At 63.7% G+C, this 13,943-nt stretch carries 11 protein-coding genes; 7 read left to right on the forward strand and 4 right to left on the reverse strand.

Annotation, left to right across the window (positions count from 1 at the left end):
* The first annotated feature begins 4 nt into the window (after window positions 1-4).
* From infB to J5M67_RS01960, 7 genes are all read left to right on the forward strand, one after another.
* On the forward strand, window positions 5-2,545 hold the full coding sequence (infB, locus tag J5M67_RS01930) for a translation initiation factor IF-2 (RefSeq protein WP_207882731.1): 2,541 nt from the start codon (window positions 5-7) through the stop codon (window positions 2,543-2,545).
* A gap of 106 nt (window positions 2,546-2,651) precedes the next feature.
* On the forward strand, window positions 2,652-3,041 hold the full coding sequence (gene rbfA / locus J5M67_RS01935) for a 30S ribosome-binding factor RbfA (protein ID WP_207882733.1): 390 nt from the start codon (window positions 2,652-2,654) through the stop codon (window positions 3,039-3,041).
* Window positions 3,042-3,044: 3 nt separating this feature from the next.
* On the forward strand, window positions 3,045-3,959 hold the full coding sequence (gene truB, locus J5M67_RS01940; protein WP_207882741.1) for a tRNA pseudouridine(55) synthase TruB: 915 nt from the start codon (window positions 3,045-3,047) through the stop codon (window positions 3,957-3,959).
* Window positions 3,960-4,057: 98 nt separating this feature from the next.
* A complete protein-coding gene (gene rpsO / locus J5M67_RS01945) occupies window positions 4,058-4,327 on the forward strand; it encodes a 30S ribosomal protein S15 (protein WP_017518939.1) in 270 nt (89 codons plus the stop codon).
* A 169-nt stretch (window positions 4,328-4,496) separates the two neighbouring features.
* Window positions 4,497-6,602, forward strand: coding sequence for a polyribonucleotide nucleotidyltransferase (pnp, locus tag J5M67_RS01950; RefSeq protein WP_207882747.1), 2,106 nt, complete (start codon window positions 4,497-4,499; stop codon window positions 6,600-6,602).
* 93 nt (window positions 6,603-6,695) lie between these two features.
* Window positions 6,696-8,111: a hypothetical protein gene (locus J5M67_RS01955; protein ID WP_207882749.1), complete on the forward strand. Its 1,416-nt coding sequence runs from the start codon at window positions 6,696-6,698 to the stop codon at window positions 8,109-8,111.
* Between the two features lie 186 nt (window positions 8,112-8,297).
* Window positions 8,298-8,648 carry a BON domain-containing protein gene (locus J5M67_RS01960; RefSeq protein ID WP_207882750.1) on the forward strand — a complete coding sequence of 117 codons (351 nt, stop codon included), beginning with the start codon at window positions 8,298-8,300 and terminating at the stop codon, window positions 8,646-8,648.
* Window positions 8,649-8,706: 58 nt separating this feature from the next.
* Here the strand turns inward: J5M67_RS01960 and J5M67_RS01965 are convergent, their stop codons facing one another.
* The 4 genes from J5M67_RS01965 to J5M67_RS01980 are packed head-to-tail and all read right to left on the reverse strand — an operon-like array spanning window position 8,707 to window position 13,927.
* A complete protein-coding gene (locus J5M67_RS01965; RefSeq protein ID WP_207882752.1) occupies window positions 8,707-10,170 on the reverse strand; it encodes a rhomboid family intramembrane serine protease in 1,464 nt (487 codons plus the stop codon).
* A gap of 57 nt (window positions 10,171-10,227) precedes the next feature.
* Window positions 10,228-10,542, reverse strand: coding sequence for a DUF2845 domain-containing protein (locus tag J5M67_RS01970; RefSeq protein ID WP_243434423.1), 315 nt, complete (start codon window positions 10,540-10,542; stop codon window positions 10,228-10,230).
* Complete coding sequence (locus J5M67_RS01975) at window positions 10,539-10,823, reverse strand: DUF2845 domain-containing protein (RefSeq protein ID WP_207882754.1); 285 nt, start codon at window positions 10,821-10,823, stop codon at window positions 10,539-10,541. The genes J5M67_RS01970 and J5M67_RS01975 overlap by 4 nt, the downstream gene beginning before the upstream one ends.
* An 11-nt stretch (window positions 10,824-10,834) precedes the next feature.
* Entirely contained in the window at window positions 10,835-13,927 is a 3,093-nt protein-coding gene (locus J5M67_RS01980; RefSeq protein ID WP_207882756.1) for a DUF748 domain-containing protein, read from the reverse strand.
* Window positions 13,928-13,943: the final 16 nt, after the last annotated feature.

A 13,943-nucleotide genomic window follows, 5' to 3' on the forward strand; every position in this document is an offset into this window, starting at 1 on the left:
GTGCATGACGCAAGTCACGGTGAAAGAACTGGCCAAGACGGTCGATACGCCGGTAGAACGCCTGCTGCAGCAGATGCGCGAAGCCGGTCTGCCGCATAGCAATGCCGAGCAGGTGGTAACCGACAGCGAGAAGCAAGCGCTGCTGGCCCATCTGAAAGGCAGCCATGGTGAGCGCGCGGAAGAGCCGCGCAAGATCACCCTGCAACGCAAGACCACCTCGACCTTGAAAGTCGCTGGCAGCAAGACCGTCAGCGTCGAGGTTCGCAAGAAGAAAACCTACGTCAAGCGTGACCCCGCTGAGCTCGAGGCCGAGCGCCAGCGCGAGCTGGAAGAGCAGCGTGCCGCCGAGGAAGCTGCTCGTCTGAAGGCCGAGGAAGAGGCCCGTCAGCGCGCCGCTGCCGAGGACGCCCGCCGTCAGGCCGAAGCTGCCCGTCAGGCTAGCGAGACTGCTGCAGTCGCCACCCCGTCGGCCGCTGCGGAAGCCCCGCGTGCCGCCGCTCCGGCAGCGGCTCCGGCTGCCGCCGTTGCAGCAGCCCCAGCTCCGGCCGCGGATGACCGCAAGAAGGAAGAGCCGCGTCGTGTGCCCAAGCGCGACGACGAGGACGAGCGCCGCGATCGCAAGCATGCCCAGCATCGCCCGTCGATCAAGGAAAAGGAAAAGACCAGCGCTCCGCGCGTCGTCCGCGCAGGCGTCGACGACGAGGACAGTTTCGGTCGTCGCGGCGGTGGTCGTGGCAAGGCCAAGCTCAAGAAGCGTAACCAGCACGGGTTCCAGAGCCCGACAGGACCGATTGTGCGCGAAGTCAGTATCGGCGAGACCATTACCGTGGCTGAGCTCGCTCAGCAGATGGCGGTCAAGGGCGCCGATGTCGTCAAGTTCATGTTCAAGATGGGCAGCCCGGTCACCATCAACCAGGTGCTCGACCAGGAAACTGCCCAACTGGTAGCTGAAGAGTTCGGCCACAAGGTCAAGCTGGTCAGCGAGAACGCGTTGGAAGAACAGCTGGCCGAGTCCCTGAAGTTCGAAGGCGAAGCCGTACCGCGTGCACCGGTAGTGACCGTGATGGGTCACGTCGACCACGGCAAGACCTCGCTGCTCGACTACATCCGTCGTGCCAAGGTGGCTGCGGGCGAAGCCGGCGGCATCACCCAGCACATCGGTGCCTACCACGTGGAAACCGACCGCGGCATGGTCACCTTCCTCGATACTCCCGGCCACGCCGCGTTCACCGCGATGCGTGCCCGTGGTGCCCAGGCGACCGACATCGTCATCCTCGTGGTGGCGGCGGACGACGGCGTGATGCCGCAGACCCAGGAAGCCGTGCAGCACGCGAAAGCGGCTGGCGTGCCGATCGTGGTCGCGGTGAACAAGATCGACAAGCCGGACGCCAACCCGGACAACATCAAGAACGGCCTGGCCGCTCTGGATGTGATCCCGGAAGAGTGGGGCGGCGATGCTCCCTTCGTCCACGTATCCGCCAAGATGGGTACCGGCGTCGACGAGCTGCTCGAAGCCGTACTGCTGCAGGCTGAAGTACTGGAACTCAAAGCCACTCCGTCGGCCCCGGGCCGTGGCGTGGTGGTCGAGTCCCGTCTGGACAAGGGCCGTGGCCCGGTAGCCACCGTGCTGGTCCAGGACGGTACCCTGCGTCAGGGCGACATGGTCCTGGTCGGCGTCAACTACGGCCGCGTCCGTGCGATGCTCGACGAGAACGGCAAGCCGATCAAGGAAGCCGGTCCGTCCATTCCGGTCGAGATCCTGGGCCTTGATGGCACCCCGGATTCCGGTGACGAGATGACTGTGGTCGCCGACGAGAAGAAGGCCCGCGAAGTTGCTCTGTTCCGTCAAGGCAAGTTCCGCGAAGTCAAACTGGCTCGCCAGCAGTCCGCCAAGCTCGAGAACATCTTCGAGAGCATGGGCCAGGACGAGAAGAAGACCCTCAATATCGTCCTCAAGGCCGACGTTCGTGGTTCTCTGGAAGCCCTGCAGGGCTCGCTGGTTGGTCTGGGCAACGACGAAGTGCAGGTTCGCGTGGTCGGCGGCGGCGTCGGTGGTATCACCGAATCCGATGCCAACCTGGCGCTGGCCTCCAACGCGGTGCTGTTCGGCTTCAACGTCCGTGCTGACGCGGGTGCGCGCAAGATCGTCGAGTCCGAAGGCCTCGACATGCGTTACTACAACGTGATCTACGACATCATCGAAGACGTCAAGAAAGCCCTGACCGGCATGCTCGGCAGCGATGTTCGCGAGAACATCCTGGGTATCGCCGAAGTGCGTGACGTGTTCCGTTCGCCGAAGTTTGGCGCGGTCGCCGGCTGCATGGTCACCGAGGGTCTGGTACACCGCAACCGTCCGATCCGCGTACTGCGCGACGACGTGGTGATCTTCGAAGGCGAACTGGAATCCCTGCGTCGCTTCAAGGACGACGTCGCCGAAGTCCGTGCCGGCATGGAATGCGGTATCGGCGTGAAGAGCTACAACGACGTCCGCGTCGGCGACAAGATCGAAGTGTTCGAGAAGGTCGAAGTCGCTCGTACTCTGTAAGGGTATTCGAGCGTGAACGCAGCGCCCGGGCCAGTTTGAAAGCTGCCCCGGGCGTTTGCCGCTTTCAGGCCCGGAGCCTTTCGGCTCGGGTAAGCAGGTTAGGAAAATGGCTAAAGAGTACAGCCGTACCCAGCGTATCGGCGACCAGATGCAGCGCGAACTGGCGCTGCTGATCCAACGTGAAATCAAGGACCCGCGCCTGGGCCTGGTGACCATCACCGGCGTCGACGTGGCGCGCGATCTGTCCCATGCCAAGGTGTTCGTCACCGTGATGGGCCAGGACGATAACGCCGAGGTTGTGAAGCAGAACACCAGCATCCTCAACGATGCCGCGGGCTTCCTGCGCATGCAGCTAGGCAAGGCAATGAAGCTGCGCACTGTGCCGCAACTGCACTTCAGCTACGACGCCAGCATCCGCCGTGGCGCCGAGCTGTCGGCGCTGATCGAGCGGGCGGTAGCCGAAGATCGCCGCCACGGCGGCGACTCCGAGGAGTAAGGCGTGGCCCAGGTAAAACGAATCCGCCGTGCGGTCAACGGCGTGCTGGTGCTCGACAAGCCGCGCGGCATGAGCTCCAACCAGGCCCTGCAGAAGGTGCGCTGGCTGCTCAACGCCGAGAAGGCCGGTCACACCGGTAGCCTCGATCCCCTGGCCACCGGCGTGCTGCCGCTGTGCTTCGGCGAGGCGACCAAGTTCTCCCAGTACCTGCTCGACGCCGACAAGGCCTACGAGACCGTTGCCCAGTTGGGCGTTACCACCACCACCGGCGATGCTGAGGGCGAAGTGGTCGATCAGCGCGAGGTGACCGTCGGTCGGGAAGTCGTCGAGGCCGTGTTGCCGCGCTTCCGTGGCGACATAGAGCAGGTGCCGCCGATGTATTCGGCCCTGAAGAAGGATGGCCAGCCGCTCTACAAGCTGGCGCGTGCAGGAGAGGTAGTGGAGCGCGAGGCGCGTTCTGTTACTATTGCGCGCCTGGATTTGCTCGCCTTCGAGTCGCCCTGTGCGACGCTGGCCGTTTCCTGCAGCAAGGGCACCTACGTTCGCACCCTGGTCGAAGACATAGGCCGCGAGCTTGGGTGTGGCGCTCACGTCGCCGCCCTGCGCCGGACCCAGGCCGGGCCGTTCCAGCTGAACCAGTCGGTGACGCTGGAAGAACTCGAGAAAATCCATGCCGAGGGCGGCAACGAAGCCCTCGACCGCTTCCTGCTGCCGGTGGATGCTGGCCTGGAGCACTGGCCGCTGCTGCAGCTTTCCGAGCACAGCGCCTACTACTGGCTGCACGGGCAGCCGGTGCGCGCTCCCGAGATGCCGAAGTTCGGCATGTTGCGGGTGCAGGATCACGAAGGTCGTTTCATCGGTATCGGTGAAGTGACCGAAGACGGGCGCTTGGCGCCGCGTCGACTGATTCGGTCTTAAGGCCGAAACCGAGGGTGGCTGTCAGCAGGCACGGTCACTCCTCTTACTATGAACACAGGGAGAAGTCCCTGGCCTGTTACCTCAGAGGAAGCCCCATCATGGCACTGAGCGTCCAAGAAAAAGCCCAGATCGTTAACGAGTACAAGCAAGCTGAAGGCGACACCGGTTCCCCGGAAGTGCAGGTTGCACTGCTGTCCGCCAACATCAACAAGCTGCAGGACCACTTCAAGGCCAACGGCAAAGACCACCACTCCCGTCGTGGCCTGATCCGTATGGTTAACCAGCGTCGTAAGCTGCTGGACTACCTGAAGAGCAAGGACACCTCTCGTTACAGCGCCCTGATCGGTCGCCTGGGTCTGCGTCGCTAAGACGGCAAGCCTGAAGTGGGAAGCTGGGAGTCCGGAGTCGTTGAGCGGTTCATACCGCTCAACGGCTCTGGCTCCCGGCTTTCTCGCTTTTATAGGGAATGAATTCGGGTCCGACTCCCGGCATTTCCACGATTTCCCCCAAGGCAACTAAAGAGAAGGTAGAGAAACCGTGAACCCGGTAATCAAGAAATTCCAGTTCGGTCAGTCGACCGTAACCCTCGAGACTGGCCGCATTGCCCGCCAGGCCACCGGTGCCGTCCTGGTCACCATGGACGACGTCACCGTGCTGTGCACCGTTGTCGGCGCCAAGCAGGCCGACCCGGGCAAGGGCTTCTTCCCGCTCTCCGTGCACTACCAGGAGAAGACCTACGCAGCTGGCCGCATCCCCGGTGGTTTCTTCAAGCGTGAAGGCCGTCCTTCCGAGAAGGAAACCCTGACCTCGCGCCTGATCGACCGTCCGATCCGCCCGCTGTTCCCGGAAGGCTTCATGAACGAAGTGCAGGTTGTCTGCACCGTCGTTTCCACCAACAAGAAGTCCGATCCGGATATCGCTGCCATGATCGGCACCTCCGCCGCCCTGGCGATCTCCGGCATTCCGTTCGCCGGCCCGATCGGTGCTGCCCGCGTTGGCTTCCACCCGGAAATCGGCTACATCCTCAACCCGACCTACGAGCAGCAGCAGAGTTCCAGCCTCGACATGGTCGTGGCCGGTACCTCCGACGCCGTACTGATGGTTGAATCCGAAGCCGACGAGCTGACCGAAGACCAGATGCTGGGCGCCGTTCTGTACGCCCACGAAGAATTCCAGGCCGTCATTCGTGCCGTTGCCGAACTGGCAACCGAAGCGGGCAAGCCGAGCTGGAACTGGACCGCGCCGGTCGAGAACACTGCCCTGGTCAACACCATCAAGGCCGAGTTCGGTGCTGCCATCTCCGAGGCCTACACCATCACCGTCAAGCAGGACCGTTACGCGGCCCTGGACGCCCTGCGCGAGCAGATCGTCGCCAAGTTCGCCGGCGAAGGCGAAGGCCAGTTCTCCGCGAGTGAAGTCAAGGAAGTCTTCGGCCTGCTGGAATACCGCACCGTTCGCGAAAACATCGTCAACGGCAAACCGCGTATCGACGGCCGCGACACCCGCACCGTTCGCCCGCTGAAGATCGAAGTCGGCGTACTGGGCAAGACCCACGGCTCGGCACTGTTCACCCGTGGCGAAACCCAGGCCCTGGTCGTTGCCACCCTCGGCACCGCCCGCGATGCCCAGCTGCTGGACACCCTCGAAGGCGAGCGCAAAGACCCCTTCATGCTGCACTACAACTTCCCGCCGTTCTCGGTAGGCGAGTGTGGCCGCATGGGCAGCGCGGGCCGTCGTGAAATTGGTCACGGCCGTCTGGCCCGTCGCAGCGTCGCTGCCATGCTGCCGACCCAGGACGAGTTCCCCTACACCATCCGCGTCGTTTCCGAGATCACCGAGTCCAACGGTTCCAGCTCCATGGCTTCGGTCTGCGGCGCTTCCCTGGCTCTGATGGACGCCGGTGTTCCGGTCAAGGCGCCGGTTGCCGGTATCGCCATGGGTCTGGTGAAGGAAGGTGACAAGTTCGCCATCCTGACCGACATCCTGGGTGACGAAGACCACCTGGGCGACATGGACTTCAAGGTTGCCGGTACCGACAAGGGCGTTACCGCCCTGCAGATGGACATCAAGATCAACGGCATCACCGAAGAGATCATGGAGATCGCCCTGGGCCAGGCCCTGGAAGCTCGCCTGAACATCCTCGGTCAGATGAACCAGATCATCGCCGCTCCGCGCGCCGAGCTGTCGGAAAACGCGCCGACCATGATCCAGATGAAGATCGACACCGACAAGATCCGCGACGTCATCGGCAAGGGCGGCGCCACCATTCGCAGCATCTGCGAAGAGACCAAGGCCTCGATCGACATCGAGGACGATGGCAGCGTGAAGATCTACGGCGAAACCAAGGAAGCTGCCGAGGCCGCCAAGCAGCGCGTCCTGGGTATCACCGCGGAAGCCGAGATCGGCAAGATCTACGTCGGCAAGGTCGAGCGCATCGTCGACTTCGGCGCTTTCGTCAACATCCTGCCGGGCAAGGATGGTCTGGTGCACATCTCGCAGATCAGCGACAAGCGCATCGACAAGGTCACCGACGTTCTGCAGGAAGGCCAGGAAGTCAAAGTCCTGGTTCTCGACGTGGACAACCGTGGCCGCATCAAGCTGTCCATCAAGGACGTAGCCGCTGCTGAAGCCTCTGGCGTGTAAGCAACCGGTGAAAGAGAAGAGGGCCCCTTGCGGGCCCTCTTTTTTTGCCTTGAGAATGCGCCATTCGCCGATCTCGTACCAAGGATGCCCGAGATGGACAAGCGTCATTGCCACTACCACAGTGCCCAGCCCGCGACCTGGTATTGCCCGCCATGCGAGCGTCATTACGGGGATTGTTGCGTACCGCTGAACTCCGATGCGCCGGAATATGCGCCGGCCTGCCCACTGTGCCGGGGTGCGTTGCGCTATCTCGGCGCCGCCAACACCGCCCAGCCGTTCTGGGAGCGCCTGCCGCGCTTCTTCGCCTACGGCCTGCAACGTGGCCCTCTGGCCTTTGCCGCGTTGCTGGCGTTGGCTTGCGTGTTCATGCCTGGCGTTCTGCTGCTCTGGCTGGCGCTGTTCGCGGTGGCTACCAAATACCTGCATAGCGTGATCGAGACAGCCAGCTTCGGCGGCCAGGAGGCTCCGAGCCTGGTCGAAGCCTTCCGCCTGGAGAGTTTGCAGACATTCTTTCAACAGTTGGCGGTGTTCGTCATTGTGCTGGTGTTGCTGTGGCTGGCGGAGGACTTCCACAGCGAGGCGATCTACTGGGGCGTCAATATCGCCCTCATGCTGGCGCTGCCGGCGAGCATCATCCGCCTGTCGCTGGACAAGAGCCTCGGCTCGGCGCTGAGCCCGGCGGAAATCGGCCAGGTCATGAGCGCCATGGGCTGGCGTTACCTGATCCTCTGTGTGTTCCTGTTCATCCTCTGGCAGTCGCCCAGCTATGTCGGCTGGTTCCTGGCCCAGGGCCTTCCCCGGGTGGTGATGGTGCCGGTGGTGGCCCTGCTCAGCGGTTACTTCGGCGTGGTGATGTGCGCCATGATGGGCTATGCGGTGTTCCAGTATCAGGGCGAACTGGGCTATGTGGCTGCCGGTGACGATGTGCCTGCAGGTTTCCCTGCGCCGGAGTGGCGTCGTCGCAAGGCACTGGCCGAGGCCGAGATCCATGTCAAGGAAGGGCAGGGTGGCGCCGCGCTGGAGATATTGCAGGAGGCACTGCGCGAAGGCGCGCGGGACCTCAAGCTGAACGAGCGCTATCACCAGTTGCTGTTCTCGTTGAATGCGCGCAGCGAGTGCCTGAAGCATCTGCCTCATTACCTGCCGCTGGCGGTTCGCCTGAATACGCCCTTGGCCGTCACGGCGTTCCTCAATGCCCGCCAACTGCAGGCGGATTATCTGCCGGACGATCCGCTGGTGTGCGAGCGCCTCGCCGAACTGCTGCTGGAGCGGCACAAGGCGCGAGAGGCCCTGAGCCTGCTGCGCAATCTGCACCAGCGCTTTCCGGACTACCCGGGCATCCCGAGTGCCTATCTGCTGGCGGCGCGGGGCTTCTCCGAGGCGCTTGGGCAGGTCGAACCGGCCCGGCAACTGCTGGCGTTCATCCGCCAGCGCTATCCGCTGTTCGAGCGGATGAGTGAGGTCGTGCAGTTGGAAGCCGTACTGGCGAGTCTTGGTAAAAGCGCCTGAGTACCGCCGTGCAAGTTGCATGGCGGTGCAGGGCTGACTATGCAATCTGCATAATGCTGTTTTTTATAACTATCTGATTTTTATCGGATTTAATGTCTCGCTGAGGCTGGCACGGCGCTTGCGAGACTCCTGATGCAACTGCCGCCAGGAGGAGGCAGCAGTCTTCAACCATCAGGAGAGACCGCCATGAAACATCGCTTCAGCAAACTGGCCCTTGCCGCCGCCACAGCAACCGCCCTGAGCTTCTCGTTCGCCAACTCGGTGTTCGCCCAGCCGACGACGCTGGCCGCGAACGATACGGTTCAGAAGACCGAACAGGCGGTTTCCGACACCTGGATCACCAGCAAGGTGAAATCCATGCTGATCGCCAACAAGGACATCGGCGCCACCAACATCAAGGTCGAAACCAACCAGGGTGTGGTTTCCCTTTCCGGTAACGTCAAGACCGACGCTGAACGCCAACTGGCCATCAAGACAGCCCAGGACATCAAGGGTGTGAAAGCCGTTTCCGCCGACGGACTGAAGGCGGTGGACTAGGCGCACGGCCTGCGTCGATCGAAGCCCCGCCATGCTCGTCATGGCGGGGCTTCTTCATTCAGGGCGTGCGAGGGGCCAGGTGTTGCTGGTAGAGAAGGATCTGCCGGGTCGGGTCGGCATCGGGAAAGTGCCGACGCAGGAAGTGCGTCATCTCGGCAATGCTTCGGGCGTCCTGTCGCGGGTTCAGGCGCTTGGCCAGCTGGAGGGTCAGCGCCGGCAAGTGTTCCGGCCGTTGTCCGGACGCAACCAGCCTGCGCCAACAGCCCAGCGCACGGGTTGGCTCATCGAGTTGCAGCAGTTTGCGCAGCAGGTGCAATTGGATGGCCGGATGGCTCAGCAGGTTCGGGTCGTTCGTGGCACTCCCGTCGGCCAGCCGGCGAACCAGGGCATCGGCCTCCTGGCTGCGGGGCAGGGCGAAGAGTTGCTTGAGCACGGGCCCCATCAAGGCGCGGTCCTGGCGTGCCCTGGCGACTCCATAGAGGCGTTCGATCAATGGAAGGCGGCCAGGGTAGAGGTCGAGCAGTTCGCTTCCCCGCACTGCTGCCTGGTCAAGCGCGAAGCGGCCGATCTGTTCGTCGAGGCTGTTCAGGGCGCGCTTGAACGGGGCGTCGGGGGCTTCCTTGGCGAGATAAGCGTGATCGACTTTCAATCCACCCAGCTGGCGCGGCAGCCAGACGGCGATGAATCCCGACACCAGGCCGCCGATGTGCGCATAGTAATTGACGTGATCCGCGGCGCGCAGCAACCCGAACAACTCCTTGCCCAGCCACAGCGGCAGTATCCATAACGCCGGCGCACTGAAGTAACCAATCAGGGGGCCGAGCCAATAGAAGAAGCGGATGCGCCGCAGCCCATAGACCCCGATGTACATGCCCATCAGCCCGGAGATCGCGCCCGAGGCGCCTATGCCAGGCACCCAGGCCGGGTCCAGTGCCCACCAGAGCAGCCCCGAGCAGAGTCCGCAGAACAGGTACAGGCCCAGGTACATCCAGCGGCCCAGGGCGATTTCCAGGGCGAAGCCGAAGAGGAACAGGAACACCATGTTGCCGGCCAGGTGCCAGAAGTCGCCATGAAGGAACATCGAGCCGAACAGCCCTTCGACGGTGAAGCGCGCCGGTACGAAGCCGAAGCGCAGGCTGCTCAGGCGATCCCGTACGCTTTCCGCCTTTCCACGGGCGGCTTGCCAGGCGCGGTCCTGCTCGTAGGCCGGCAGGCTGCGCAGGTCGTGGCCGAATTCGAGGTCGCTGAGGATGAGCCAGGCCAGTTGCGTACGGGGCAGGGCTTCCAGCGCCTGGCGTTGATCCGGCTGGATGCGCTCGCGACGCTCCAGGGCGGCACTGAACAGCGGTCGTTCGCGGCTCAGCAGGTCCTGGTCGAGATAGACCTGGATGGCCTGCTCGCGCCGCTGGTAATCGCCACTTTGGTAGCCGAAGTAGATCAGGACGTTGAGCAGGATAAGCAGCAGCGTGACGACCGGAGGTTTCTTCCAGTCCAGCGGGTGTTCAGCGGGGACGATGAGCATGGGCGACCGGTCCTTGGCGCGAAGAGGCTGCAGGCTAGCACTGGCGAGGCGCGGATGTCAGTTGCCGCTGCGTTTGCTCTGGATGGTGGTCAGGCGGTTGCCCTCGAAGCGCACGAAATAAACCATGCCGTTCCAGGGGCCGTAGATCCATTCCTCCACAGCGACTTCGTTGCGCTGGCCCCAGTCGCCGACCACTTCCTTGTAGCCGAGGAACGAGCGGTCGACAGGGGGGCCGCAGCGATCGAGCACCTCGCTGGTGAGGTTGCCGGTGCTGATCAGCTTGCTGTTGCAACGCAGGCTGGCGGCTTCGGACTGCCCGGCGAGCAGCAGGAGCACCAGCAGCGCCGGGCGCAGGTTAATGCATGGGGTCAATTGCGCTTGAACTCGATGGTCTTGAGCCGGTTGGCTTCGAAGGTGAGGATATAGGTCGTGCCGTTGCGCGGCCCGTAGACCCATTCCTCAATGCGGTACTCGCGATTGTCGTAACTACCGAGGGAGTAACCGACCTCATCGCGATGCTCAGGCGCGCCGCACTTCTGCTCGACTTCCCAGGCGCGGTCGCCCGCGTTGACCAGGGCACTGCCGCACCGCATGCTCTCGGCCTGCGCGGTGGCGGCGCAGAGCAGCAGTGTGCAGGCCGCGAGGGCTTTCATGGTGCGATTCCTCATTCACTGTCCAGGTGGAGCTGGGTAGCCACGTTGCCACCATTCTCCGCCTCGCCGAGGCTGACGTCGATCAGATAGACGCGATCGTCGCCGAGGCCGCCCTTGGACACCAGATAGTCCTTGATCTGGGTGGCGCGCTCCTGGCCGAGCTTGCGCAGCAGCAGCTGGCTGTCGCTCCAGGAGGCCAGCACCGCCTGCTCCAGCTTCACGGTGCGGTCGGCCTGGCTCAGGTCCTTCCATTCAGCCGGCGGCTGTTTCTTCAGGCGGGTACGGTAGATCCCTTCCAGCAGAGCGGGTTGCACGTCTTCCGGGACTTCCAGCTTGCTGGCGTCGCTGGGCACCTTCTCGCCGCGACGTTGCAGCATGCTGTAGTAGTTCTTGCGGTATTCCTCCTGCAGACGCTTCCTGGCCAGCAGCGGGCCGTCGCTGGCCGCCGCGCTGACGCCTTCGACCTCGAGCTTGAGCGCCGGGCGCTGCTTGAGCGCGTCGGCCAGCTTGTCCAGGTTGGCCTGTGCCTCCGGGTCCAGCTCACTGGAGCCCGGGGCGAAGGTCACGTTGCTGAGATCAGGACCTTCGCCCCCAGCCAGGCCCGCGATGAACTTGAAGGGCGCCTGGACCGCGCGGATCACCAGGTTGCGCAGGGTTTGCCAGACGATGGGCATGACGCTGAACTGCGGGTTGTTCAGGTCGCCTTCCACCGGCAGCTGGATATCGATGTTGCCGTTGGCGTCCTTGAGCAGGGCAACCGCCAGTTTCACCGGCAGGTCCACGGCGTCCGGGCTGTCGACCTTCTCACCCAGTTGCAGGTGTTCCACCAGCACCTTGTTGTCGGCTTTGAGCTTGCCCTGGGTGATCTGGTAGTGCAGGTCCAGGTTCAGGCGCCCCTTGCGGATGCGGTAGCCGGCGAACTTACCCGAGTAGGGTGTCAGGGTGGTCAGCTCGACGCGCTTGAAGCTGGTGGCGATGTCCAGTTTCTCCAGCGGCGAGAAGGGGTTCAGGCTGCCCTTGATGGTAACCGGCGCGTACTTGTCGACCTTGCCCTTGATGTCCACCGAGGCGGGTTGCGGGTTGCGGTTGTCGAGGGTGCCGATTTCCCCGCTCAGTTGCTGGATGGCCGTGGCGAAGTCCGGACGCAGGGTCAGGTCGGCGAAGTTGGCCGAACCGTTGTTCACCTTCACGCCACCGATGTGGATACCCATCGGCTTGCCGGCAGCGCTGCCCGTGCTGCCCGTGCTGCCTGATTTGCCGGTCGAGCTCGGAGCCGAGGCAGGCTGCGGGATGATCAGCTCGCTGACGTTGGTGGTGCGGTCTTCGTTGATGATGAAGCGGGCGTAGGGCTCTTCGAGCGACACGCTCTGGATCGCCAGGCTGTCGCCGTGGCGGTAGGCCAGGCCATCCAGCGTGAGCTTGGTCCATTTGACGAAGTCGCGATCCTTGATGGTGTCCAGGGTGTGCAACTGGGTGACCTGGGCGCTGCCGTCGATGCCGAAGGCCAGCGGTTCGGTGCTCTTCAGGTCGACATTGAGGTCGCTGGCGAGGAAGCCGCTGCGCAACTCCAGGCGAATGAACGGATCGATGTAGGCCTGGGCGATGCGCAGGTCGATGTCGCGGGTGGCGACTTTCAGCTTGGCATTGACCGGGCTGAGATTGACCTGGCCGCTGGCTTCGACCTGACCGCGCTGGCCGAAGCCGGTCTTGAGCTTGAGCTGCAGGGGGGAGGTGAGCCGGCTGTCGATGTTCTGCAGGTCGAGGTCCAGTGGGCCGACTTCCAGCGCCACCGGCTTGGCCGGCGCGCGATCGGCCAGGTGGGCCTTGTAGCCACGCAATTGGGTATCGCGCAGCACCACGTGCCAGGCCTTTTCAGGTTCGGCGGTTGGGGCCGGTTTGGCAGGCTCGGCGGCAGGGGGCGGAGTCTGGGAGGGTTGAGCCGTTGTGGGGGCGGCCTCCACCGGCGCCTTGGCGGTCGCCTCCGCCGGCTTCCCTGTGTCGGGTGCAGTTGCCTTGGCCGCGGCGGGTGGCTCGGTGTTCTGGGGCGGCGGTGCGCTGTCGGCCTGGGGGGCCGGTTCCTGCGGACGCTTGTAGGGGTGGAAGTTGGCGAACAGCTTTTGCCAGTCCAGCTGCCCGTCCTTTTCCCGCGCGGCCCAGGCTTCCAGGCCCTGGCTGTGAATCTGCCCGACAACCACTTCGCGCTTGACCAGATCCATGCTGGTTTCGCTGACGTCCAGGCTGGCGAGCTTGGCCAGCGGCTTGCCGTCGGGCGATTTGAGGCTGAGATCGCGCAGGTTCACGGCTGCCTTGTCGAGCAGTAATTGGGTGCCCTTGGACAGATCCAGATGGTACTCGGAGGCGACGCCGAGTGTGCCGCTATCAAGGTTCAGCGGGGTGTTGTCCCGAACATAGGGCCACCACGCCTTGAGGGGGACGCCCTGGAGCGAGAAGGTGCCCTTGGAGGCCAGCGGAACCAGGCTCAGGTTGCCTTCCCAATCGAGCTTGCCACCGTGGGGGCCGATGGCCACCAGGTTGGCCTTGGCATCGTCGTCCGGCAGTGTGCTGAGATGGTCCAGCTCGAAGTTCATCGGGTTGAACAGGAATTCGACCGGCTCGCTCGGGCGGCTGTCGCGGAAGTGCAGGCTGCCTTCGGCCAGGCGGATACGGTCGATCAGCAAGGGGAAGGGTTGGCTGGGCTCTTCCTGCGCTGGAGCGGGCTCGCTCGGCGGCAGCTTGAACAGCTGGGTCAGGTTCAGCGTGCCGTTTTCAGCGAACAGCAGCTCCGTGTGCACTGCATCCAGTTCGACGTCTGCCAGGTGCAGATGGCGCTTCCACAGGCTGTCGGCTTCGAGGTTGACGTACAGGCGCTTGAAGCGCACCTGCTCGTCGCCGCTCTGGCCCAACTGAAGCCCCCAGAGGGTCAGTTCGAGGCTGAACGGGTTGAGTTCGATGCGTTCCAGGTGCGCTGGAACGTTCGCATACTGGGCCAACTGCTGATTGACCACACGCAGGGCGACCCCGGGAAGGATCAGGAAGCCCAGCAGGCAGTAGAAGAGGAACAGCAGCAACAGTGCGCCGATTGCGCGTATCAATCCTTTGGGCATGGCGGGTGTCGTTTTC

The organism is Pseudomonas sp. 30_B (assembly GCF_017491605.1).
GTDB lineage: Bacteria > Pseudomonadota > Gammaproteobacteria > Pseudomonadales > Pseudomonadaceae > Pseudomonas.